The sequence below is a fragment of the Corynebacterium simulans genome, from assembly GCF_001586215.1.
Classification (GTDB): Bacteria; Actinomycetota; Actinomycetes; order Mycobacteriales; family Mycobacteriaceae; genus Corynebacterium; species Corynebacterium simulans.
In genome coordinates this window covers 780403-802353 of the sequence record NZ_CP014634.1, presented here as the reverse complement: position 1 = coordinate 802353, position 21951 = coordinate 780403, and the positions used below count along the sequence as shown (strand labels likewise).

The window sequence follows — 21951 nt, the reverse complement described above, 5'->3', positions numbered from 1 at the left end:
GGCGCACGCGCTTGGCAAACATTGTTGTATGACTCAAACACAACGACTCATTCACTTACGTCCACTGTCCAACGATCATCAGGTGTGGGAGCAAATAGCCAATGGCGAGCTTCTGCGAATAGCGCCCTGGGTCGCAACCCCGCGGGATTACTTCGAGCAATTACCCACTTACGAACGCCAGCGCCTCAAAGTGATTGCCGCGGGCAAAAGCGTGCACAAAGCCATCATGATAGGAAAATCAGCAGCCAGGCTATGGGGCCTTTGGGTCCTCCCGCCTTTCGACGAAAAGATTGAAATGGCCAGGCAGTCCAAATCGCTGCCAGTCAAGACGAAGATTCCAGCCGATTACGATTACCGCAAGACGCACCTGCCAGACAACATGGTTTCCCAGCAGCTCGGCACCCGTTGTACAACTGTGGCACGAGCGTGCATCGACATCGCAAGGCACCATTCCTTCGAAGAGGGACTCGTTGCCATGGATTCGGCGCTCGCGAAGGAACTCACCACGAAGGACGAGCTGCGCCGCACGCTGACCGCCATGGGTCGCGTGCACGGTGCCCCGCAGGCACGGAAGGCGATTGAGCACGCCATCGCGCATTCGGAATCGCCTTTCGAGTCCTACTTTCGAGGCATCGCCATCGCGGAAAAGCTGGGGGAGAAGGTGGTTGCGCAGTACTTCATTCCGCCGAACTTCCGCGCAGATACATGCATTGACGACGCCGTCGTGATCGAGATCGACGGTGCCGTCAAGTACGACGGCTCGTCGTTTGGCAAGAGTGCCGAGCAAACAATCGTGGAGGAGCGACGACGCGAGAAGCTGATTCAGAACCGTGGCTTCATCGTGCTGCGATACAGCCCACGGGAGCTGCTCACGGAGAGAGCTCGTGTCGTGCGGGAGGTGTGCCAGGCGCTGGAAGCTGCCCAACAGCGAGGATGGTCCCAGTCTACTGGTCCCTTTACGAGTAAGAAGGCCGGCTAAAACCCGCTAGGTGGTCCCTTTACCCCGTAAAGGGACCCAACCTATGGGACCAATCCGAAAGAAATGGTTGGGAGAGGGGCGCGCCGGGCTAGTTGTGCAGCGGCTTACGCGTCGCCGCCATGTGCTTGGCGCGCTCGACGTTCGCTGGCAGTAACACCAGTGGCACGTCGAACTCCACCTCACGGTTGGCGAACTCGTTAAAGCTCAGTGAGCCCTCACCGGTGTACATCTGTGCCAGCTTTGCTGCGATGACGTGGTCGTTTTCAGTGGCATTTTCCAGGGGCCACTCGCGGTCCAGCGCCGGGCCTGAGTAAAGGTCAATCGCGCCATCAGCAGGCGGGGCGTAGCCCTCGATGAGGGACTGCGCCTCAGCAATCGCGCGAGCGAGCACGTGATCCGGCGACATTAACACGACGTCGTCTGCTGTGAGGAAGCCCTGTTCCTTGGCCACGAAAGCGTTGGGGAAGGGCTTGGTCGAGGTGATGAAGTCGAAGGCTTTCTGGTGGTAGTCGGCCACGCCAGCTGCGCGGAGACGCTCCAGCGCGGATATGGTGCCCGACCAGCCCGGATAGAGACCCACGTTGAGCTCTGGGAAAGCCAGCTGGCTATCTGCGTGCGCCACGATTCGGTCGCAGGAAAGGGCTAGCTCTAAGCCGCCGCCCAGGGCAACACCGCGCACCGCCGCGACCACGGGAACCGACGCGAACTTCAGCTGGCGCAGCGTGTTTGAGCCGTCCGCAATGAGCTCTTTGACGCGTTCAGCAGAGCCGGACTCACCAGCCGCGGCAATCGAAGCCAAGTCCGCGCCCGCGCAGAACACCGGTGCATCGTTGCCCACGACTAGCGCCTGCAAGCCGTGTTCGTCTACCGCAGAGACCGCAGCACGAATGACCTCAAGAGCGGTGGAAGGCAACGAGTTCATCGGGGTATGGAAATCCACGATGCCGATTCGTCCCGCTTCGGTTTCTAAAGCATGCACCGCGCCGGCGGGCAACGACACCACGGTCTCCAGCGGCAGCGAACGCAGACTCTCGACGCCCTCGCGGGCAGGCAGTGGCTGCAGCTTGCCGTCAGCGCTAAGCACCTGACCGTCAGCAAAGAATCCACCTGCCTTGGCTGCCGCGTCTACCAACGCCGGCACGTCGTCACCGTAGGCGGAGGCAACCCACTCGATGCCGATGGCGTCGGCAAGCGCGAAGATACCCTTCTTCCAACCAAAGCCGAGAATGAGACCTTCGTCGATGAGCCCGACGTGCGCGGCGATTTCCGGTGCTACCTCGCAGCAATAGCGCAGCGTATCGAGGAAAACCGCGCGGGCAAAGCGGCCGCCCGGCGAATCTGTGTCCATGACCTCGCGCGGATCCTTGAGCCCTATGACTGGGTCGTCCGGTTGGGTGCGTGCCACGTACTCATAGTCGGAGTTGATGACCTCGTTGCGCCCGCGGTAGAAGCCGCCTTCGCCAGTGCGCCCGGTCAAACCGCGCTCGACCAGACCCGCGATGAAAGCATCCTCGCCGAGCGGAACCTTCAACATCGGGTCGTCGGCAGGCAGTGCGGTTTCTAATGAGTTCCAGATGGGCCCCACCAGCTGCAAACCGATGTAGTCCAAAAGCCCGAAGATACCGGTGCGGGGGATGCCGAAGGCGCGGCCGAAGGAGGCGTCGGCAAGCTCGTAGCTCACGCCATTCTCGCGCGTACGGGCGACGCCGGCTGCCATCCAGTAGCAACCCACGCGGTTGGCAATAAAGCCTGGGGTATCGCGGCACTCGAGCGCAATCTTGCCTAGGGTTTGTTCGATGGTCGAGCGCAGCGTGGCCTCGGTCTCGCCGGAAGCGATTAACTCGACCAAGCGCATGACCTTGGGCGGATTGAAAAAGTGGGTGATGGCGAAGCGCTCCTGGCGTGCGACCGGAACGCCGTCCTTGAGGCGAGCGAGCGGGAGGGTGGAGGTATTCGAGCTGAGAATCGCTGAAGGCTTCAGATGCGGCTCGATGGCTTGGTACAAGGAGTGCTTGGCTCCCAGGTCCTCGAAGATGGCCTCGATGATCCAATCGCGGTCTTCTAACAACGCATAGTCGGCGGAAGCGCGCACGCGTTCGGCGTCTTGGGGGAGATAAAAGCCGCGGCGCTTCAACTGTATATCGACGCCTTTCTGCGCGGACTCGGCGTTTTGATCGAGCAGGACGACGTCGAGGCCTGCCGACGCACATAGCGCCGCGATGCCCGAGCCCATGGAACCCGCTCCGATGACGGCAACCTTTGTGATTGACATTTACTTTGCTCCTTCGTTCTCTATGATCAGCGCGATGCCTTGCCCGCCGCCGATACACATGGTGACCAGGCCATATCGCTTTTCTAGGCGGCGCAGCGCATAAGCCAAGCGGGTGACAAGTATGACGCCGGTGGCGCCAACCGGGTGGCCGTGGGCGACGGCACCGCCGTAGATGTTCGTCTTAGCCGGGTCGAAACCAAGCTCGTCCTGCACCGCGATGGCCTGGGCAGCAAAGGCTTCGTTGGACTCGATGAGATCGATATCGTCCAGCTTTAGGCCGGCTTTGTTCAGGGCCTTCGGCGCCGCGGCGATGGGCCCCAGGCCCATGCGGGTGGGGTCGACGCCGGCGATGGACCAGCTGACGATCTTCGCCAGTGGCGTCAGCGCCCGCGACTCCAGCTCCTCTTGGCCTGTGAGCACCACTGCGGCCGCGCCGTCGTTAATGCCGGAGGCATTGCCTGCGGTTACGGTCCCATCCTTGGCAAAGGCCGGCTTGAGACGCGCCAGCTTGTCGACGCTCGTCTGCCTCACGTGTTCATCAAAATCCAGGTCGCCTACGGGGACCAGTTCCTCGGCTTGGATGTTTTCTGCTTGCGCCGCCGCGGCGCGGCGCTGTGATTCCGCTGCGAACTCGTCCTGGCGCTCGCGGCTAATACCGTAGTCACGGGCAATATTTTCTGCCGTTACACCCATGTGGCCTGTCCCGAAAGGACAGGACAGCGCGCCGGTGAGCCAGTCGTAGAGTTTGCCGTCACCCATCTTCTTGCCGCTGCGCATTCCGTCGACGGAATAGGGCGCCTGGCTCATGGACTCGACGCCGGCGACTAGGGCGGTGGTGCCGTCACCAGATTGCAGAAGCTGGGCCGCGGAGATAATTGCCTGGACACCTGAGCCGCACAAACGGTTGACTCCGAGCGCGGTTGAGGAGTCCGGCATCCCAATGCCGAGGGCTATTTTGCGGCCGATGTAGAGATCGCTCGGAACTACCGGCAGGACGTTGGAAGCCACTGTCGTATCGATGTCTGCGGCCGGAATTCCCGAACGGTCAATCGCTTCGCGAGAAGCGAGCGTGCCGAGTTCCGTCAGTGATAGACGAGAGAGACTGCCACCGAATTTACCGATGGGCAAGCGTGCCGCGCTGGCGATGTAGACATTCTTGGTCATGTGTAGCCCCTAAGAATACGAATCACTATTAGTTAAAGATGAATCCTAGGTCACAATTCTGGAATGTGCAATGGTGTATTGGAAATAAAGTTGGTGGGCTGGGGTAGAGGGGGTACCTGCCCATAAGGCTGTGAACTGCAGATTTAGAGTGAATGACCGTTTTTCTTTCCAAATTGTTCAACAACACCTTAAGATGATGCACATCACATAACGATGCGACCCGCGTCACGAAAGGACAGTCTAGTGAGTGCTGAAACAGCTGCAGCCGTCAAAAACCCGCCCAAGGGTATTGGTGCCATGGCCGGCGCCATGTTCCTCATGGCCACTTCCTCCATTGGTCCAGGCTTTTTGACCCAGACCTCCGTCTTTACCGTCCAGATGGGCGCGGCCTTCGCCTTCGCCATTTTGTTGAGCATCGTCGTGGATATCGCGATTCAGCTCAACGTGTGGCGTGTCTTGTGCGTCTCCGGCATGCGTGCAAACGAACTGGGCAACACCGTTCTGCCAGGCCTCGGCTGGTTCCTTGCGGTGCTCGTCTTCTTGGGCGGCATCGTCTTCAACATCGGCAACATCGCCGGCACGGGTCTTGGCCTTAACGCGATGCTTGGCATCGATGCCCGAATCGGCGGCGTCATCGCAGCGGCGATTGCCGTCTTCGTCTTCCTGTCCAAGCGCGCCGGCATCGCGCTTGACCGCTTGGTGGCTGCCCTCGGCGCCATCATGATTCTGCTCATGCTCTACGTTGCCATCGTCTCCCAGCCACCAGTAGGCGAGGCGCTCAAAAACACTGTGATGCCAGAAGAGATTGACTTCTTCGTCATCACCACGCTGATCGGCGGCACAGTCGGCGGCTACATCACCTTCGCCGGTGCACACCGCCTCATCGACAGTGGAATGTCTGGTAGTGAGCACATCAAGAACATCACCACTACCTCCGTCATGGGCGTCATCATCACCGGTATCATGCGTGTGCTGCTCTTCTTGGCGGTTCTCGGCGTCGTCAGTACTGGCGTAGCACTGTCTGAGGACAACACCGCGGCAGATGCGTTCCGTCAGGCGGCCGGCGAGTTCGGCCTGCGTGCCTTCGGCGTGGTGCTCTTTGCAGCAGGCCTGTCCTCGGTCATCGGTGCGTCTTATACCTCGATCTCCTTCGTGACCACACAGAAGGTTGCCCCACGTACCCGTAACTTCCTGACCGTTGGTTTCATTGCGGTCTGCACCTTGCTTTTCCTGCTTCTAAACTCCGCTCCGCAGAAGCTGCTTATTTTCGCCGGCGCATTCAACGGCATCATTTTGCCTATCGCGTTTGCGATGGTGATGTGGGTTGCTTATCGACGCCGCGACCTCCTCGGCGATTCCAAGTATCCCACCTGGTTGCTGGTGCTGGGCACCTTGGCCCTGCTCCTAGAGCTCTACATCGGTTTTTACTCTTTCTCCGGAATCATGAAACTTTGGGCTTAGGGGAGGCATAGTCGATGTCTTACACAGCGCACCCTTCCTCGATGCAGCCCGCTAACGTACGGGCGCATGCACGGCAGAATCAGATGGTGACCACGGCAGGTTTCGCTGACGGCTTCATGCAGGCGAACCTGCTCGCCGTGCCGCAGGAATACGCATTCGACTTCCTGCTGTTTGCCCAGCGTAATCCGAAGGCGTGCCCGATTGTGGGCGTATTGGAGGCGGGCCAATACAGCTCGGAGCTGCTCGCCGGTGGCGACATCCGCACTGACATTCCGGGCTACCGCATCTTCCGCGACGGTGAGCTGACCGACTCCGTGGAAGACGCCACCGAGTTTTGGACTGAGGACATGGTTGCGTTCCTCATCGGCTGCTCGTTCACTTTTGAGTCAGCACTGCAGGAAAATGGCATCACACTGGCCCATATCGAGCAAGGGCGCAACGTCGCGATGTACCGCACGAACATCGCGACTGTGCCGGCAGGCATTTTCAGCGGACCGCTGGTGGTCTCCATGCGGCCGATTCCCGCATCTCAGGTTGCCGACGCCGTGCGCATTACCTCGCGCTACCCGTCGGTGCACGGGGCGCCGGTGCATGTGGGCAACCCTGAGACTATTGGCATTGAGGATCTTTCGCGCCCTGACTTCGGCGACGCCGTGGACATCCCAGAGGGGCACATCCCGGTGTTCTGGGCATGCGGCGTGACACCACAAGCAGTGGTGATGAACTCGAAGCCGCGCTTGGCGATTGCCCACCAGCCCGGCAAGATGCTCGTCACCGACGCGCGTGACGTGGACTATCAAGTGCCTTAAGCCCGGTCTGCGGCTGCCGTTCCTTTGCCTGGCTCTCCTTTGCCCGGCTCTGTGGATGGTCCCATTGCTTGGGTTTCATTGGTTGGGTTTCTTTACGAGTGGCCGGTGCCGGAAAACTTGGCTTACTGGTCCCTTTACCCCACAAAGGGACCCAACCTATGGGACCAAACCGCAATGGGGGGGCAGGGAGGCCGCCCCGCCAAGCCACCCCAGGCTAGATGACCGCGAGCATCTTCTCGCAGGTGCGCAGCAGGCTGTCGTGCAAGAGCGCGGCAGCTTTTTCGCGTTTTCCGTCGGCAACGAGTCGGGACAAGCGAATGTTTCCCTCAATGTGCTCAGCATGCAAGGTGGGGTAACGCGGGATGACGAGCAAGAAGCTCAGCCGCATCCGTGCGAGTAGGTTGTTCATCTGCTCGTTAAGCGTCGGGGAATTAAGCGACGCCACCAGTGTGCGGTGAAAACGCTGGTTGATGTTGGATACTTCTTGGTCCTCACCGCGTTCCTGCGCGGCGCGAGCAGCAGTGACAAGCTCAATCAACGCTGCTGGGTCGGCGAATTCGCCCCACAGCACACCGGAGGGCTCGATAGCGGCGCGCGCGATGAACAGGTCGCGCACGTAATCGGCATCCGGCGTCGCAATGAAGACGCCTCGGTTAGGGATGCGCTCCACGAGGCGTTGCGCAGCGAGCTCGGTGAAGGCCTCGCGGAGAGTATTGCGGGAACAAGAGAAGCGCTCAGCGGCTTTCACCTCGCTGAGCTGTTGGCCAGGCATGAACTCGCCGGCCGAGATGCCATCGCGAATTTTCGACGCCACGGACTGAGAAAGCATGCCAGACAGCTTAATTCATTAGTCGATAGTCGCGATAACCTTCGACGGATCCAAGCGGTCGCCTTCCTTGGCCAACAGCTTGATCGTGCCGCCGCATGGAGCCTTTACAGCAGATTCCATCTTCATAGCCTCGATGGTGGCGATGTCATCGCCTTCTTCGACGGTGTCGCCGTCGGCGACGTTCCAGGCCACGAGGTTGGCGTCGTAAGGCGCGGTGACAGCACCCTCCGTGCTGCCGCCCTCACCGGCAGATGCTGCGTTGCCTGCCGTGCCAGATGGTGCAGCGCCGGCAGCCACACCGGAAAGCAGACGCTCTGGCAGACCAACGCTAACCAGCTTGCCGTCGATTTCGATGGCCACCTGGGTGCGCTTGGCATAGATGGCTTCCACCGGCGCGATGTGGCTCGTAGCCTCTGCAGAAGGGCGGTAGTTGTGGTCCAACCAGTCGGTGTAGATACCGGCTCGTGTCTCAGCATCGCCGTGATCGGCCAGGACCTGGGAGGAGACCATGTCGCGGTGGAAAGGCAGGACGGTGCGCACGCCTTCGATATCGAACTCCTCGAGCGCGTGCTTTGCACGAGCCAGGGCGATCTCACGAGTTGGGCCCCACACCAGTAGCTTGGCAATCAGTGAGTCGTAATAAGGCGGCACGATGGAGCCGGAGCGCACGCCGGCGTCAACGCGGATGCCAGGGCCCGTCGGCGGCTCAAAGCGCACGATGGTGCCAGGGCATGGCGCAAAGCCGTTCAGGATGTCCTCGGCGTTGATGCGGAATTCGAAAGCGTGGCCGGTGGATTCCGGATCTGTCGAGATGGAAAGTGGCTCACCCGCTGCGATGCGGAACTGCTCGGCAATGATGTCGACGCCGGTGACCACCTCAGTGACCGGGTGCTCAACCTGCACACGGGTGTTGACCTCGAGGAAGGAGATGGTGCCGTCCTCAGAAACGATGTACTCCACGGTGCCGGCACCGGTATACCCCACCTTGGCACAGATGGCGCGTGCGCCTTCGTGGATGCCCTTGCGCTGTTCGTCGCTAAGCGCTGGGGCAGGGGCTTCCTCGATGAGCTTCTGGAAGCGGCGCTGCGTGGAGCAATCGCGGGTGCCGAGCACGGCGACGTTGCCGTGGGTATCGGCGAGGATTTGCGCCTCGACGTGGCGTGGGTGAGTCAGGAACTTCTCCACGTAGCACTCTGCGCGGCCGAAGGCTTCCTTAGCCTCGCGGCCTGCAGAGTTGAAAGCTGCCTCAATGTCTTCCAAGTTTTCCACGACCTTTAGGCCGCGTCCACCGCCACCATATGCAGCTTTGATGGCAATCGGTAGACCGTGCTTTTCGGCGAAGGCCCGGGCCTCCTGCCAGTCATCAATCGGATCCGAGGTGCCCGGTGCCAGAGGAGCGCCGACCTCCTCGGCCACGCGGCGGGCCGCAATTTTGTCACCGAGCAGTTCGATGGATTCTGGGGTTGGGCCGATCCAGGTCAGGCCCGCACTGGCGACGGCGCGGGCAAAGTCAGCGTTTTCAGAAAGGAAGCCATAGCCCGGGTGGATGGCATCAGCGCCGGCGCGAACCGCAATGTCCAGCAATGCCGGGACATTCATATAGGTATCGGCCGCGGTGTTGCCGGGCAGGGCGTAGGCCTCGTCGGCCACGCGGGTATGTAGGGCGCCTGCGTCTGCCTCGGAGTAGATGGCGATGGAGCGAATACCCAGATCGCGGGCGGCGCGAGCGATGCGGACGGCGATTTCGCCGCGGTTTGCAATAAGGACTGCAGAAATCATAATTAACCTTTAAATAGTTGTAGCGAGTTCGAAGCGGACCGTGGCTCCCGGTGGAAGCTGTGCGGCGATATCAATGTCTTCTTCGAGGACGGTGGCAATAACGGGGTAGCCGCCGGTGACGGCGTGGTCGCGCAGGAAGACTACCGGCTCACCCGATGGCGGAACCTGGACGGAGCCGGCGACCATTCCTTCGCTCGGGAGCTCGCCGGAGCGCGCCCGTGACAAGGTCGCATCGTCGCTGGCCCTAAGGCGCAGGCCGACGCGGTTGGACTGTGGAGTAACTTCCCATTCGGTATTTAAGAATTTCTCGAGGGATTCCTTGGTGAACCAGTCATCACGCGGACCCAGCACGCAGCGCAGCACGCCCTCGGTCTGTCCCCGGGACCCTTCGGTTACGCGCAGCGGGTTCGTTAGCTGCGCGTCGGTCATGGCGGTAGAACGCGGCAACACGCCGATGATGTCGCCTAGGCGCACCGGCGCCGGGCCCAGCCCGGAGAGCACGTCGGTGGACGCGGAGCTCAACTCGCTATCGGCCACGATGCCGCCGCGGATGGCGATGTACGAGCGCATGCCGTAGGTGGCGGGCTCAACGCGCACGGTGGAACCCGCGGTAACTAGTACGGGGCGCGCGAGGTGCACCGGCATCTCCTCGAGGACCACGCGGGCCTGGGCGCCGGTGACGCAAATGACGGTATCAGTTAGGGCACGCAGGCGAATGCCGCCGATGTTTTCCAGCACCGTCGCACCGCGCGGGTTGCCCACCGCGACGTTGGCGGTGGCCGCTGCTGCCTGGTCAGCCGCGCCCGAAGGGGTAACGCCTAAGTTGCCACGACCCGGGCGGCCTTGGTCCTGGAAGAGGGTGACAAGGCCTGGGTCGATGACTTCCATGCGTGGCAGGCGCGCCGGGGTACGGCGGCCAAACGGGGTGGTGGACACGATGTCTGGCAGGGAGCTGACGGCACGGTAGCGCACGTGGTCGCCGGGCTGCACCAGCGCCGGCGGCTGCGCATCCGATTCCCACATCGGGGTCGAGGTGGTGCCTAGCAGCTGCCAGCCGCCGGGGGAGACGCGCGGGTAGACCGCGGAGAAGTTACCGGCGATGCCTACCGCACCATTCGGCACCGCGGTACGCGGGGTAGAGCGACGCGGGATGTCGACGCCGCGGGAGGCATCTGCCGGGGTGCAATACGTAAAGCCTGGGGCAAAGCCGCCGAAGGCAGCAAGCCACTCGGTTGAGGTATGCCAGTCGATAAGCCCCTCGCGGGACATGCCGAGCAGGTCGGCAGCTTCGTCTAGATCCGCGCCGTCGTAAAGCACGTCGATCTCTACCAAGCGTGGCTCCTCCACGGAGCGTGCGGAAGGGCGGAAATCCTCCAAGAGCTCGGCGGCGGCATGCGCCGAGTTTGGGGTATTAAAGGTGAGCAATAGGGTAGTCGCTGCGGCAATCGCATCGACTTGGTCTTTCAGTGGCTGCGCAGTAAGTGCCTCGTGCCAGGTCATGACCTGGGAAAGATCATCCAACTCCACGAGCAACGCGCGGGTTCCTACGGGGTGAATGTGCATTAGATAAAGCTCCGGATCTCAATGCCACGGGCATCCAGCTCGGCTACCACGCCGCGCAGCATCTCCACGGCGCCCGGGGAGTCACCGTGGGTGCAAACGGACTGCGCATCCACGCTAAGGACGCTGCCGTCGATGGCGGTGATGGCGCCGGTTTCTGCCACCTCGAGAACGCGCCTTACGACGTCGTCTGCCGAGTGCAGCACAGCATTGTCCTGTGTGCGCGAGACCAGGGTGCCGTCGGGGTTGTAGTTGCGGTCGGCGAAGGCCTCGCGGATTACAGTCAGGCCGCGTGCCTCGGCGACCTCGACTGCCACGCCACCCGGCAGTAGCATGACCGGGATATCTCCAAAGGCTTTGATGCCGTCGATGACTGCCGTGGCCTGGGCTTCGTGGTGAACGATGGCGTTGTACATCGCGCCGTGCGGCTTGACGTAGGCAACGCGTGTGCCGTGTGCGCGGGCCAGCGCCTCAAGCGCGCCGATTTGATAGGTGACTTCGTCTGCCAACTCAGCCGGGTTGTAGTCGATGAAGCGACGGCCGAACGCGGCTGGGTCGTTGTAGCCCACGTGTGCACCAACGACGACGCCCGCTTCTTTAGCTGCGCGGACGGTGCCGGCGATGGAGTGTGGGTCACCCGCGTGGAAGCCGGTGGCGACGTTGGCAGAGGAGACCAGCTTGAGCATCGCTGCGTCGTCTGCGACTGGATTGCCTGCGGTGGTCTCGCCGAGGTCGGCATTGAGATCAATAAAGAGCTGGCTCATACACTCAAATCCCCTTCTGAAATTGTTCAACAATCTATAGGCGGACAGTGTATCGTGCGTCACGCCACTTTGTGAAGTAGGACGCCATTTTTGAGCAAGAGCGGGGGTAGTCACGCTGTATCGATGTGCGTGACTACCCCCCCGATGATGACGGTGGTGAGGTTGGCAGGGTATGCGGCGTCAAGAGTGCGTTCTCTGCAAGCGGTGACCGGGCGGACATAAGGTGGGAAATATGACGCAGCTGTATGAATCTTTGGAAACGTATCTGGAAAAGACCAAGACGCAGCGTGAGGAGCTTTATAAGTGGTTCCACCAGCACCCGGAGCTCTCGCTGCAGGAAGCCGAAACCAAGGCACGGATTATCAAAGAGCTGGAGGCGCTTGGCGACGTCGAGGTGGTCGACGTCGGGGCCGGCGTCGTCGGAATTCTGCGCAACGGCGCTGGCCAAACCGTGGCGATGCGTGCCGATTTCGACGGCTTGCCAGTGAAGGAAGCCTCCGGCGTGGACTATGCCTCCACTGCAACGCAGATCTCCGCTAAGACGGGCGAGGAAGTTCCGGTCGGGCACATGTGCGGCCACGATATGCACACCACGTGGCTGCTGACCACCATCGCATTCCTGGCAGAAAACCGCGAGCAGTGGTCCGGCACTTTCGAGGCCGTATTCCAGCCCGCCGAGGAGATTGCCGAGGGTGGCAAAGACATGGTTGCGGCGGGAATCACGGGCAAGATTCCGGTCCCCGATGTCATGCTGGGCCAGCACGTCATGGGCGCGCTGCCGCTGGGGCATGTTGCGACCAACGAGGGCATTAGCTTCTCCCAGGCTTCCACTGTGAAGGTAACTGTGCGCGGCGTCGGCTCGCATGGCTCCATGCCGGAGAAGGGCGTCGACCCAATCGTGCTTTCCTCCTCAATCATCATGCAGCTGCAGACAATTGTCTCCCGTGAGCTACCGGCCAGCGAGCGCGCGGTGGTCTCCGTGGGCACGATTCACGGCGGCACGAAGTCCAACGTGATTCCGGATAAAGTCGTGTTCGAGCTCAATACCCGCTGCTACTCGCAGGAAGTCGAAGACCACATCCATGCCTCGATCGAGCGCATTGTGAACAATCAGGCCGCCGCGGCGGGCGCGCCGGAGCCATCTTTCGAATACTCCGAACGCTTCCCGGTGCTGGACAATGACCGCGATGTAACTGCCAAGGTCACCGAGTCTATGCAGACCTTGTTGGGGGAGGAGCGCACGGAGACCTTCGCGCCTTTATCGGCCTCTGAGGATTTCCCGGACATTCCGAATGCCTTTGGCACACCGTATTGCTTCTGGGTCGTCGGCGGCTTCCCAGCTCCGGAGAATGCACCGGGCAATCACTCTCCGCAGTTCGTCCCTGAGCTGCACCCCACCCTGGAAGCAGGTGCGGAGGCCACGGTTGCTGCGCTTTGCCCTTGGCTCGCGGTTTAAGGAAGCTGCGCTTTTAGATCCGGGTAGGAAGGCTGGGCGCCGCGGCCCAGCGCGGCGAAGGCGCCGACGCGGGCGGCGTGATGGGCGGCGTCGGTAAGCATGGCCCCTTGTAGGAGCTTCGCCACGAGCGCGCCTGTGAACGCGTCGCCGGCGCCCGTTGTGTCCACCGCTTTGATCTGTGGGGTGGGAATTGGCGTGATGCCCTCGGCATCCGCCACGATGGCTCCGCGCGGTCCAAGCGTTAACACCACCGCGGCAAAGCCTTCGGCGCGCAGGCAGTCTACGAGTTCCTCTGGTTCATCGCCCGGCGTCTGCGCACCCAGTTGCTTGAGCACCAACCCCGCCTCGTGTTCGTTAACCACGAGCGGGTCTGCCTGCAGGAGCGCCTGCTTATCGACGTCCACCACCGGCGCCAGGTTCACCACCACCCGGGCGCCTACCGCGCGTGCGAGTTCGACCGCCTTCTGGAAACCGGCGGCGGGAATCTCGCCCTGTAGTAGCACCAAGTCTGCCTTGTGCATTGCACACGCGTGCTGTTGAACGAACTCAGCGTCCACCTGCGCATTCGCGCCGGGGACCACAACGATGGTGTTCTCGCCGTCGGCTGCGACCTCGATTACCGCAAGGCCCGTGGTGGTGGACTTGAGGTGTTCGACGTGGCTGAGATCGACGCCCGATGCTTCTAGCAGTTCCATGGCTGGGCCTGCGTAGGCATCATCGCCGACTGCACCCACGAATGAGATGCTGGCGCCTTGGCGTGCCGCAGCTACCGCTTGGTTTGCGCCCTTGCCGCCGGCGAGCACCTCGCCACCGCTGCCGATGAGTGTCTCGCCCGGGGTGGGGTGGCGTTCCACGCTAATCATCAAGTCGGCGTTGATCGAGCCGACGACTACGCATCGCGGCTGTTTTGCAGTCATGAAGTTTCCTTTGCGTTTGTGCCTTGTGTGCTCCACTCTAAGAGTCCGCGTCCGGGCTTGGGGTGGCGCAAGGGCGCAATTTGCCAAATATTGGGGTGATTTCGGGAAGTTTTGGCGCCTTGTTTGGCAAATTGTGCTGGATTGACCCCGATGGGCGTGCGCAAAACTGGGAAAGCCGCTCCCTATCTTCCAGCCCCTGAGAAGGGAGCTGAAGGAAGATGTGGAGCGGCTTATCTAAGCAGCGGATGCTTGCAGGGCTTAGAAGGTGCCCTTAACCTGCTTGCCGAAGTCGTTGACGGTTGCCTTGCGGGAGTCAACGTTCTGGTCGTTAGCCTGGGAGTTGTCGCCTTCCAGACGGCCAATCTGGGTGACCTCGATGTAGTTGTGGATGCGGCCTTCCTTGGTGTCGCCATCGCCGAAGTCGAGGTTTGCAACGCGAACCTTCTCGCCAGCGTTGATTGGGTTAGCCAGGGTGACCTCGAAGGTGCGGGTGGAGGTCTTCTCGTTGAAGCCCAGGTCACGGATGTGAGCGCCGTTGGAAGAACGTGGGGTGATGAGGCGGTCAACGCCCTTCGGGCCCTTGTCGGTCTTCACGTCAACGCGGTACTGAACTGCAGGGAAGGTGCCGTAGTAACGGTCAGAGCCAACGTTTTCCAGCTGCAGAGCAACGGTGCCTGCGAAACCGGAGTGCTTAGCGCCGGAGGTGGTGAAGAAAGGCTTCAGGTCGAGCTTCTGCTTCTCGTCAGACTTCTCGTCCTTCTTTACCTCTTCGAGCTTTGCCTTGTCAGCTTCCTCTTCCTTCTTAGCTTCAGCCTCGGAAACAGGTGCCTCGGTTACCGGAGCCTCGTTGTCCTTGACAACCTCAGCGTCAGCCTTCGGATCCTTGTCCTCCTGCTTAACCTCTTCGGTGTTCTGTGCGTCCTTGTTAGGAGCGAAGGAGTCAGCGATGTCGTCGTACAGCTTGACGCGAACCTCGTTCTTGACTGGCTGCATTGCGGACCAAGCAGTCGGGGTGGACCAGGTGCCGTTAGTCTTGCAGTACTGCTGGGTGCCGGTCATGTTCAGAACGCGGAAGCCGTAAGTTGCTTCACCGGTGTGGTTTGGCGGAACGTCGTAAGGTCCGATGGACTGGCCAGCCTCCCAGGACAGGGAGTAGGAAGCGGAAGCGCCGATCTTGGTAGCGATCTCGTGGGAGATGCCTGCGGAGCCCTTGGAGTTCTTGCCGGAGACGTCGCCGCCCAAGTTCATGGAGGTGGTGCTGGTGCGGTCGCCGTTGACCTCCAGCTGGATGGACTGAGACTTGGACAGATTCTGCTGCAGCGGAATGTCCTTCTTAGTCTGGTTGGTGGTGGAGATGGTGCCAGCTGGCATGAAGGTGTCAGTTGCCTTGTAGACAACGGTGCGGTGGTCTTCCCATGGGTTGCAGACCGGGCGTGGGTTAAGGACGTTAGCCTTCATGTGGTCGGAACCGTGGGTGGTGTGGATGATTGGCAGCTTTGCGTTGATGGCCGGAGTCTCTGGGTAGGACTCGGTGATGGTTTCAGCGTTAGCTGCTGGCATCATGAGCGTGCTGCCGGCGATGGCAAGGCCGGCGAACAGGCCGGCGGAGCGACGACGGATAGACATGTTTAGTTCTCCTCGAACGACTGGAGGTGGACGTATTTTTGGCGAGTTACGCACGGCGAATACGTTGGCGGTGCGTGACGAAGACCTACGCTAGCGACTGTTTTTCAGTGACGCACGATAGAGATGTATTGACAATTAAAGATAGAAATTCACATAAGTGCCATGAACGCTGTAAACAGCTTCGGTGGAAAATTAACGCTGACTGGGAATTTTCCAAATTAGGACTACATCGTGCGAAAAGTGTTCTTGTCCGAACGATCACAAACTAAAGTATGATTACTTTCAGGGGTGATCCTTATGTGGAAAATGGCTAAATGGCGGTCCTCGAAAGGCGGAAAATCCGTTTTGCTGGCTCAGCCCCGCGCTTCACCTTGGGATAGCCTGTGCAAATTAATGACTGGGATGTATTGTCACGTGGTCTATAGTGCCCAGTGGTGAGGATAACACCATGCGGGCTAATGTGCTCGGCTAACAGCATTTGGAAACCAGATTACCTTAATAGTTCAAATGCCATAACCTGAAATCATGAGCGCCAAATCCCCAGAAAATCTCTTGCTTTATCTTTCTGAAGAGCAAGAACGGGCCATCGCCGAGCTATTCGACGACCTCGTTCGGCGTGGCCTGCCACGCCAGAATCAGCGCCCGCACATCACTATTACTTTCGCCCAATCCATGGCCCCCGAGGCAGTGGAACTGGCCGCTGAACTGCTTCCGCCGCTATTGCCAGCAACTTTTCAACGGGTGGGAACCGTAGTATTCGGAACGCGCTCGAAGCAATCAATCGCTTGGCTTCTGGAAACAACCGATGAGTTCGAAGCGGCCGCTCGGGAGATTAGCGCGGCCAATCCTGAATCACGAGGGGCCCGCTGGACCCCGCATATAACGATGGGACTTCGCATCCCGCGCGACGAGGTCGGCCGCTATATCGACGTCCTCGATGCCGCTACGAACGAGGCCACCCGCACCGCTGCACGCAGCGGCGGGCACTTGCTGAAGGAATTTACTGCGGCCCAAGCTGCGTACTGGCGGCCGGCGACTGAGGAATTGCGGGTGCTATGGGGAGATCGAGTAGCGTGACGAGCACCCGCTAAGCGGGGGATTTAGCGTTTAGTTCAAGAACTATTGCGCCGGGGTGGGAACAGCGACTGCATCGCCCACCAGGTCGATGACCTCTTCGCGAGTGCCCGCAGCACGCAGTTGTGCGCGGAAATCTTCCTTCATCAGGCGGCGGGCCAGCTTCGACAGAATCTTGAGATGCTGATTGCCGGAGCCTTCCGGAACAGCGATGAGGAATACCAGGTCGGTTGCCTCCTCGCCCTCGGCCCACTGAATGCCGGGCTTGGGAAGACGGGCGAAAGCCAGGGTTGGGCGCGTAACTCCTGCAGTGCGGGCGTGCGGGATCGCAACGCCATTGCCGACGCCGGTGGAGTGTTGCTCTTCGCGGGCTAGTGCGGCGTCGACAAGCGCTTCGGCGTCGGAAGTGCGACCGGCGGCTGCGATGGAAGCGACGAGCTCGCGAATGATGTCCTCGCGGTTGGTACCACGCGTGGTCTCAAGCGCGACCGTATCGGGCAGAAGCAGGGCATCGCTATCGCTGGCGCCTTCAGTAGGAGTTGCTTCCGACGCCGCGGCACCCTTCTTGGCGGTGATACCGACGAGTAGGAGGATAAGCGCGGCGTCGACAAGAATGCCGGCCGCCAGGCCGATGATGAATCCGCCAACGTTGTCGACGGCGCCCAGCAGCGCCACGATCGGGCCGCCGTGCATGACGTGATCCTCGACGCCGAGCTGTCCCGCGATGGCGCCCGCGACGGCACCGCCGATGACGTTAGCCGGAATGACCTGCAGCGGACGAGCAGCGGCGAGCGGAATCGCGCCCTCGGTAATTCCGAACATACCCATGAAAAGGGCGGCGATACCGGAATCGCGCTCGGCCTTGTTGAACCAGCTGCGGCGAACCAAGGTGGCGACGCCGACGGCTAGCGGTGGCACGGCAATCGCCGTTGCCGCCATGCCCATCGGTGCCGCGTTGCCAGCCGCGATGAGGCCGCCACCGAAGAGGAAGGCGGTCTTGTTGAAAGGCCCGCCCATGTCGAAGGCAATCATCGCGCCGATGACAGCGCCGAGTATGAGCACGGAGGAACCCTGCATGCCGGCGAGGTAATCCGTCATGGCCTCGAAGGCAGCGGCGACTGGATGACCGATGATGTAGATGAACGCCAAGCCCACGATGAGTGTGGTGAGAATCGGAATGACGATGATGGGCCAGATCGGTGCGACGTACTTGCCCACCGGGATCTTCTTGATGGCCAGGGCAACATAGCCGGACAAGATACCTGTGATGATGCCGCCAATGAATCCGGCACCCGCATCCGATCCGTAGAGCGAACCCGTCGTGGCGATAAGGCCAGTGATAAGGCCCGGTGCAAGACCTGGGCGGTCCGCAATGCCCACGGCGATGTAGCCGGACAAAATCGGCACCATCAAAGAAAACGACAGGGCACCTAGTTGATTAATGGTGAACCAGAAGCTGCCTTCCGGAATGGCGATGCCTTCCGGGGTAGGGGTGCCGCCGATGGACAGTGCGACCGCGATGAGCAGACCGCCCGTGACCACGAAGGGGATCATGTGGCTGACGCCATTCATCAGGGACTTATATAGCGTCTGGCCAAAGCCGCGCAGCCCCGAATCGACAGTACCTTCCGTGCGGCCTCCCGCCGGGGTGGCGCTCTCGGCGGAGTCACGCCGGGCCTCGGCTGAAGTTAGCGCCGTTGCCTCCAGTGCGCGGCCCAGCAGCGCCTCCGGGCGGCTAATGGCTTCGTCTACGCCGGTAGCTACGAGCCGCTTTCCGACGAAGCGGTCCTTAGCCACCACCGTATCCGCCGCGATGACAACGGCGTCTGCTGCATCGATGTCTGCTTGCGAAAACTTCCCCTCGATTCCAATGGAGCCGTGGGTTTCCACCTTAAGCTCGTAGCCCAGCTTCTGCGCCGCGGCCTCAAGGTTTTCCGCCGCCATGTAGGTATGTGCGATTCCCGTAGGACAGGCCGTGATGGCAAGCAGCCGCGGCCTTGATTGCGATGTACTCATAAAAGTGATCTAACAGGACGGGGAATCGGGAATCTAGCGGCGGTGGTATTTGGCCTGAGAAATGAAGTGAGGGAAGAGGGAGTTGAATTGCGATAGTGTTTTGGATGTACGTGCTAATTGGGAAAGGGAGAATGAAGATGATCAAAAAGGGCGACAAACTGGACTTGTCAGGCGTATTCGACGATGTAGGCATTACGCTAAAACGCACTGATGATAAAGATGTCGGCGAATATCAGTACTCAATTCCACTATCTTTCAGTGACGATCCAGCATCTATTGCTGGTGCTGTGGATGTGTCATCTTCCGGCGAAATCTTAGGAGTCGAGCTCGTGATGATTCAACAGGCTATAGCTAATCCGAAGCCTTCAAATCATGAGTAGCCAGTAACGTTTGGCCGCATTGGAAGTCAGACAATTGGGTCCACTGCATTGAGCCTGTAGGTACTGCTGAATTACGTACCTCGCCCCATGTCGTGTTGGGTGAAGGCGAAGCACTGTTAATAACGTGTGGAAAATCCATTTTGTGAGACTGATTAGCGTGGTAGGTTGCGTTTATGAATAAGTTCTCTCGTGTTTGTGCTCGTGCTTTGACAGTTGGGCTTTTGTCCCTTGGCGTGGTTAGCGGTGGTGGCGTGGGTGCGACTGCGCCAGAGGCTGCCGCGTTGACGCCGGAGGAGCAGCATCAGTTCCTAGTTGATCCGGTTGGGGCAGTCTTGTGGCAGGGAATCAAGGGTTCCTCTGATGCGCTGAACAGCAATCGCGGTGCGGTGATGGCAGCGTCGTTCTATTCGATGAATTCGCCGGCACCCGGTATCGGCTTGCCTGCCTTTGATCGTTGCGTGCAAGGCGTGGGTTCTTCCACCACGGTTCCCGGAGTCCGTTACGTGGTCGGCGGATTGTGCGCGATGTTGGACCCGGCCGCGCGAGCGGAGATTGAACGTATCAACTTCACCCCGCAGTACTAGGCTTGAAGGCTGTGAACTCTACTAAGGTGAACACGGAACTTGCCCATAAACACGTCATCGTGATGGGAGTGTCCAGCTGCGGGAAATCCACGGTGGGGCAGCTGCTGGGAGGTCAGGTCGGCCTCGTCTTTAGGGACGGCGACGACATGCATCCGGCCGCCAACATTGAAAAGATGTCCGCGGGGCACGCGCTTAACGACGCCGACCGCTGGCCCTGGCTCGAAGCAATCGGGCAGTGGATGCAGGGGCAAACCGAAGGCGCCATCGTGGGATGCTCAGCGCTTAAGCGTTCGTACCGGGATCTGATTCGCACCCATGCGCCGGATACAGTCTTCGTTCATCTGCACGGCAGCTACGAACTTTTGCTGGAGCGCATGCAAAACCGTGCAGGCCACTTCATGCCGGTATCGCTTTTGCAATCGCAGTTCGAAACGCTTGAACCGCTCGATGAGGACGAGCCGGGGATAGTGCTCGACGTCGCACAAAGCCCCGCAGAATTAGCTGCCGAAGCAGCGAGATATCTGCGGGGCTAGATGCCCTAAACCGTTGTGGTTTGGCTTTCTTGGACTGAGGCTAACTGGGGCTAAAGCGCTGCAGTAATCCCAAAGATAATAAGCACGAAGACGAAGCCGACGAAGGAAACGAGTGCCTGGTTGAGGGTCCACGTGCGCAGCGTGGTTGCCACGTCCATGCCCATGAGGCGGCCGACCAACCAGAAGCCCGAGTCATTGACGTGGCTGCCAAAGACCGAACCCGCGGCGGTGGCAAGCACGATAAGAGCAAGCTGCACCGCAGAGTAGTCTGCTGCTTCCACAGCCGGGACCATGAGCGCTGCTGCAGTAGTAAGAGCCACGGTGGCAGAACCCTGCGCAAGACGTAGCGCGACCGCAATGAGGTAGCAGGCAAGAATGACAGGAATGCCGAGGCCTGCCATCGAATCAGCCAGAGCATCGCCGATTCCAGAAGTGCGTAGCACGCCGCCGAACATGCCGCCGGCACCGGTAATCAGCACCACTGAGCAAATCGGCCCCAGGGAAGACTCCATGGTCTTTTCGATCGCGGTCTTATCCATTCCGCGTTTGAGCCCGAGCGCAATCATCGCGGCAATCGCCGTGAGGAGCAGTGCGATGGGGGTCTGGCCTAGGAAGATGAAGAATTTCACCCAGGTGGCATCGCCCGAAATGTGACCGGCGGAGGAAAGCGCCGACAAGCCGGTGTTGCCAAAGATAAGGAGCATCGGAATAAGAAGAATTCCGATGACCGTCGCCGGTGAGGCTGGCTTTTCCGGAAGCTTTTCATCCGCCACGCGTTCGCCGGTCAAAATATCGCCGACAACGAAGGGGTACTTCTTGCCCAAGTGCAGGCCCAGGCGGTAGCCGGAGAGATACCACGTAGGAAGCGCGACCAGCAGGCCGAAGACCAAAATGAGACCGATGTCAGCGCCATAGAATTCGCTGGCCGCGACAGGGCCCGGGTGGGGCGGAAGGTAGATGTGCATTACTGAGAACGCGCCGGCCGCGGGAATACCGTAGGCGAGGACCGGGCCGTTAAGGCGCCGCGCCACTGCGAAGATCACCGGCAGCATCACGATCAAGCCAGCGTCGAAGAAGATGGGGAAACCCATAATCAGCGAGGCAACGCCTAGTGCAAACGGTGCTTTATCTTCGCCGAAGAGTTTAACCAGGGCGTCGGCAAGCGATTTAGCGCCACCGGAGGTTTCAACCAAGCGCCCGATCATGGCGCCCAAACCAACCAACAGCGCAACGGAACCAAGCGTTGAGCCGAAGCCCTTGGTTAGCGTCGGTACTACGCCTTCAAGAGGGATACCGGCAATAAGCGCAGTCAGGGTAGAAACTATGGTCAATACGATGAATGCGTGAACCTTGAAGTAGATCACCATGACCAGGATCAAGGCAACCGCGGCAGCTGCTATCCCCAGCAGAGGGCCGGTTGTAAGCACCGGCTCCCAGGTTTCCATGACGTCCATGGAACTAATCCTTTCTTAAGTTACGGCCTTGCTGTCAAGCCGTAGTTGTGAGTCAGATTATCATCGGAAATAAGCGTGGATATAACCACTCAAATGTGACTTTCGTACCGTGCAGCTCAAATTGGAACCCAAGTGTCATCCGTATACTCCCGGCGGATCGTATGGGTGGGCGTTATTAGATTCCGTGGGCACCGAAGCTTTGTCGCGGCAAGCTCTCAAACAGGCGATCGTGTGTGTTTAGGAAACAACAGGTCTCATTGATCATTCGGATCACGGGTGGCAGTATGTCGGTGT

Annotated in this window: 18 protein-coding genes; 8 read left to right on the top strand and 10 right to left on the bottom strand. The window is 60.2% G+C overall.

From position 1 onward, the window contains the following. The first annotated feature begins 28 nt into the window (after window positions 1-28). Entirely contained in the window at window positions 29-979 is a 951-nt protein-coding gene (locus WM42_RS03690) for a DUF559 domain-containing protein (RefSeq protein WP_062035731.1), read from the top strand. Between the two features lie 88 nt (window positions 980-1067). Here the strand turns inward: WM42_RS03690 and WM42_RS13785 are convergent, their stop codons facing one another. Both WM42_RS13785 and WM42_RS03680 read right to left on the bottom strand, forming a co-directional pair. Beyond that, on the bottom strand, window positions 1068-3251 hold the full coding sequence (locus WM42_RS13785; protein WP_062035730.1) for a 3-hydroxyacyl-CoA dehydrogenase/enoyl-CoA hydratase family protein: 2184 nt from the start codon (window positions 3249-3251) through the stop codon (window positions 1068-1070). Continuing rightward, window positions 3252-4415, bottom strand: coding sequence for a thiolase family protein (locus WM42_RS03680; protein ID WP_062035729.1), 1164 nt, complete (start codon window positions 4413-4415; stop codon window positions 3252-3254). Window positions 4416-4712: 297 nt separating this feature from the next. Here WM42_RS03680 and WM42_RS03675 point away from each other — a divergent pair, with 297 nt between their 5' ends. Together WM42_RS03675 and WM42_RS03670 are read left to right on the top strand one after the other, a co-directional pair. Further along, a complete protein-coding gene (locus tag WM42_RS03675; RefSeq protein WP_141741058.1) occupies window positions 4713-5876 on the top strand; it encodes an NRAMP family divalent metal transporter in 1164 nt (387 codons plus the stop codon). Window positions 5877-5890: 14 nt separating this feature from the next. Further along, complete coding sequence (locus WM42_RS03670; RefSeq protein WP_062035727.1) at window positions 5891-6685, top strand: putative hydro-lyase; 795 nt, start codon at window positions 5891-5893, stop codon at window positions 6683-6685. 214 nt (window positions 6686-6899) lie between these two features. On the opposite strand, the gene WM42_RS03665 is transcribed toward WM42_RS03670, so the two are convergent. Genes WM42_RS03665 through WM42_RS03650 form a run of 4 tightly spaced genes read right to left on the bottom strand, consistent with a single transcriptional unit; the run spans window position 6900 to window position 11617 of the window. Then, window positions 6900-7514, bottom strand: coding sequence for a GntR family transcriptional regulator (locus WM42_RS03665; RefSeq protein WP_062035726.1), 615 nt, complete (start codon window positions 7512-7514; stop codon window positions 6900-6902). An 18-nt stretch (window positions 7515-7532) separates the two neighbouring features. After that, a complete protein-coding gene (locus WM42_RS03660) occupies window positions 7533-9293 on the bottom strand; it encodes an acetyl/propionyl/methylcrotonyl-CoA carboxylase subunit alpha (RefSeq protein WP_062035725.1) in 1761 nt (586 codons plus the stop codon). Window positions 9294-9302: 9 nt separating this feature from the next. Then, window positions 9303-10856 carry a 5-oxoprolinase subunit B/C family protein gene (locus WM42_RS03655; protein WP_062035724.1) on the bottom strand — a complete coding sequence of 518 codons (1554 nt, stop codon included), beginning with the start codon at window positions 10854-10856 and terminating at the stop codon, window positions 9303-9305. Beyond that, window positions 10856-11617 (bottom strand): LamB/YcsF family protein, encoded by a 762-nt coding sequence (locus WM42_RS03650; RefSeq protein WP_062035723.1) that lies wholly within the window; start codon window positions 11615-11617, stop codon window positions 10856-10858. Before WM42_RS03650 ends, WM42_RS03655 begins: the two co-directional genes overlap by 1 nt. A gap of 232 nt (window positions 11618-11849) precedes the next feature. Between WM42_RS03650 and WM42_RS03645 the strand changes: the two genes are divergently transcribed. Beyond that, a complete protein-coding gene (locus WM42_RS03645; protein ID WP_062035722.1) occupies window positions 11850-13073 on the top strand; it encodes an amidohydrolase in 1224 nt (407 codons plus the stop codon). Here the strand turns inward: WM42_RS03645 and WM42_RS03640 are convergent. Further along, window positions 13070-13990, bottom strand: coding sequence for a ribokinase (locus WM42_RS03640; protein WP_062035721.1), 921 nt, complete (start codon window positions 13988-13990; stop codon window positions 13070-13072). The two genes, WM42_RS03645 and WM42_RS03640, sit on opposite strands and share 4 nt — an antisense overlap. Window positions 13991-14248: 258 nt before the next feature. Further along, a complete protein-coding gene (locus tag WM42_RS03635; protein ID WP_062035720.1) occupies window positions 14249-15616 on the bottom strand; it encodes a hypothetical protein in 1368 nt (455 codons plus the stop codon). A 525-nt stretch (window positions 15617-16141) separates the two neighbouring features. On the opposite strand from WM42_RS03635, the gene WM42_RS03630 reads away from it, so the two are divergent. Beyond that, window positions 16142-16693 (top strand): hypothetical protein, encoded by a 552-nt coding sequence (locus WM42_RS03630; RefSeq protein WP_061920882.1) that lies wholly within the window; start codon window positions 16142-16144, stop codon window positions 16691-16693. A gap of 42 nt (window positions 16694-16735) precedes the next feature. On the opposite strand, the gene WM42_RS03625 is transcribed toward WM42_RS03630, so the two are convergent. Next, window positions 16736-18706, bottom strand: coding sequence for a fructose-specific PTS transporter subunit EIIC (locus WM42_RS03625; protein WP_062035719.1), 1971 nt, complete (start codon window positions 18704-18706; stop codon window positions 16736-16738). Between the two features lie 131 nt (window positions 18707-18837). On the opposite strand from WM42_RS03625, the gene WM42_RS03620 reads away from it, so the two are divergent. The 3 genes from WM42_RS03620 (at window position 18838) to WM42_RS03610 (ending at window position 20203) form a co-directional block, all read left to right on the top strand. Continuing rightward, window positions 18838-19086 (top strand): hypothetical protein, encoded by a 249-nt coding sequence (locus tag WM42_RS03620; RefSeq protein WP_129720980.1) that lies wholly within the window; start codon window positions 18838-18840, stop codon window positions 19084-19086. A gap of 173 nt (window positions 19087-19259) precedes the next feature. Beyond that, on the top strand, window positions 19260-19670 hold the full coding sequence (locus tag WM42_RS03615; protein ID WP_235591307.1) for a hypothetical protein: 411 nt from the start codon (window positions 19260-19262) through the stop codon (window positions 19668-19670). A gap of 62 nt (window positions 19671-19732) precedes the next feature. Then, window positions 19733-20203 (top strand): gluconokinase, encoded by a 471-nt coding sequence (locus tag WM42_RS03610; RefSeq protein ID WP_082787713.1) that lies wholly within the window; start codon window positions 19733-19735, stop codon window positions 20201-20203. Between the two features lie 50 nt (window positions 20204-20253). On the opposite strand, the gene WM42_RS03605 is transcribed toward WM42_RS03610, so the two are convergent. Next, window positions 20254-21648 carry a GntP family permease gene (locus tag WM42_RS03605; protein WP_062039114.1) on the bottom strand — a complete coding sequence of 465 codons (1395 nt, stop codon included), beginning with the start codon at window positions 21646-21648 and terminating at the stop codon, window positions 20254-20256. Window positions 21649-21951: the final 303 nt, after the last annotated feature.

Bases quoted from the DNA above. Each gene is read 5' to 3' on its own strand.
- WM42_RS03690 (WP_062035731.1), top strand. From the start codon at position 29: ATGACTCAAACACAACGACTCATTCACTTACGTCCACTGTCCAACGAT.
- WM42_RS13785 (WP_062035730.1), bottom strand. From the start codon at position 3,251: ATGTCAATCACAAAGGTTGCCGTCATCGGAGCGGGTTCCATGGGCTCG.
- WM42_RS03680 (WP_062035729.1), bottom strand. From the start codon at position 4,415: ATGACCAAGAATGTCTACATCGCCAGCGCGGCACGCTTGCCCATCGGT.
- WM42_RS03675 (WP_141741058.1), top strand. From the start codon at position 4,713: ATGGCCGGCGCCATGTTCCTCATGGCCACTTCCTCCATTGGTCCAGGC.
- WM42_RS03670 (WP_062035727.1), top strand. From the start codon at position 5,891: ATGTCTTACACAGCGCACCCTTCCTCGATGCAGCCCGCTAACGTACGG.
- WM42_RS03665 (WP_062035726.1), bottom strand. From the start codon at position 7,514: ATGCTTTCTCAGTCCGTGGCGTCGAAAATTCGCGATGGCATCTCGGCC.
- WM42_RS03660 (WP_062035725.1), bottom strand. From the start codon at position 9,293: ATGATTTCTGCAGTCCTTATTGCAAACCGCGGCGAAATCGCCGTCCGC.
- WM42_RS03655 (WP_062035724.1), bottom strand. From the start codon at position 10,856: ATGCACATTCACCCCGTAGGAACCCGCGCGTTGCTCGTGGAGTTGGAT.
- WM42_RS03650 (WP_062035723.1), bottom strand. From the start codon at position 11,617: ATGAGCCAGCTCTTTATTGATCTCAATGCCGACCTCGGCGAGACCACC.
- WM42_RS03645 (WP_062035722.1), top strand. From the start codon at position 11,850: ATGACGCAGCTGTATGAATCTTTGGAAACGTATCTGGAAAAGACCAAG.
- WM42_RS03640 (WP_062035721.1), bottom strand. From the start codon at position 13,990: ATGACTGCAAAACAGCCGCGATGCGTAGTCGTCGGCTCGATCAACGCC.
- WM42_RS03635 (WP_062035720.1), bottom strand. From the start codon at position 15,616: ATGTCTATCCGTCGTCGCTCCGCCGGCCTGTTCGCCGGCCTTGCCATC.
- WM42_RS03630 (WP_061920882.1), top strand. From the start codon at position 16,142: ATGAGCGCCAAATCCCCAGAAAATCTCTTGCTTTATCTTTCTGAAGAG.
- WM42_RS03625 (WP_062035719.1), bottom strand. From the start codon at position 18,706: ATGAGTACATCGCAATCAAGGCCGCGGCTGCTTGCCATCACGGCCTGT.
- WM42_RS03620 (WP_129720980.1), top strand. From the start codon at position 18,838: ATGAAGATGATCAAAAAGGGCGACAAACTGGACTTGTCAGGCGTATTC.
- WM42_RS03615 (WP_235591307.1), top strand. From the start codon at position 19,260: ATGAATAAGTTCTCTCGTGTTTGTGCTCGTGCTTTGACAGTTGGGCTT.
- WM42_RS03610 (WP_082787713.1), top strand. From the start codon at position 19,733: ATGGGAGTGTCCAGCTGCGGGAAATCCACGGTGGGGCAGCTGCTGGGA.
- WM42_RS03605 (WP_062039114.1), bottom strand. From the start codon at position 21,648: ATGGAAACCTGGGAGCCGGTGCTTACAACCGGCCCTCTGCTGGGGATA.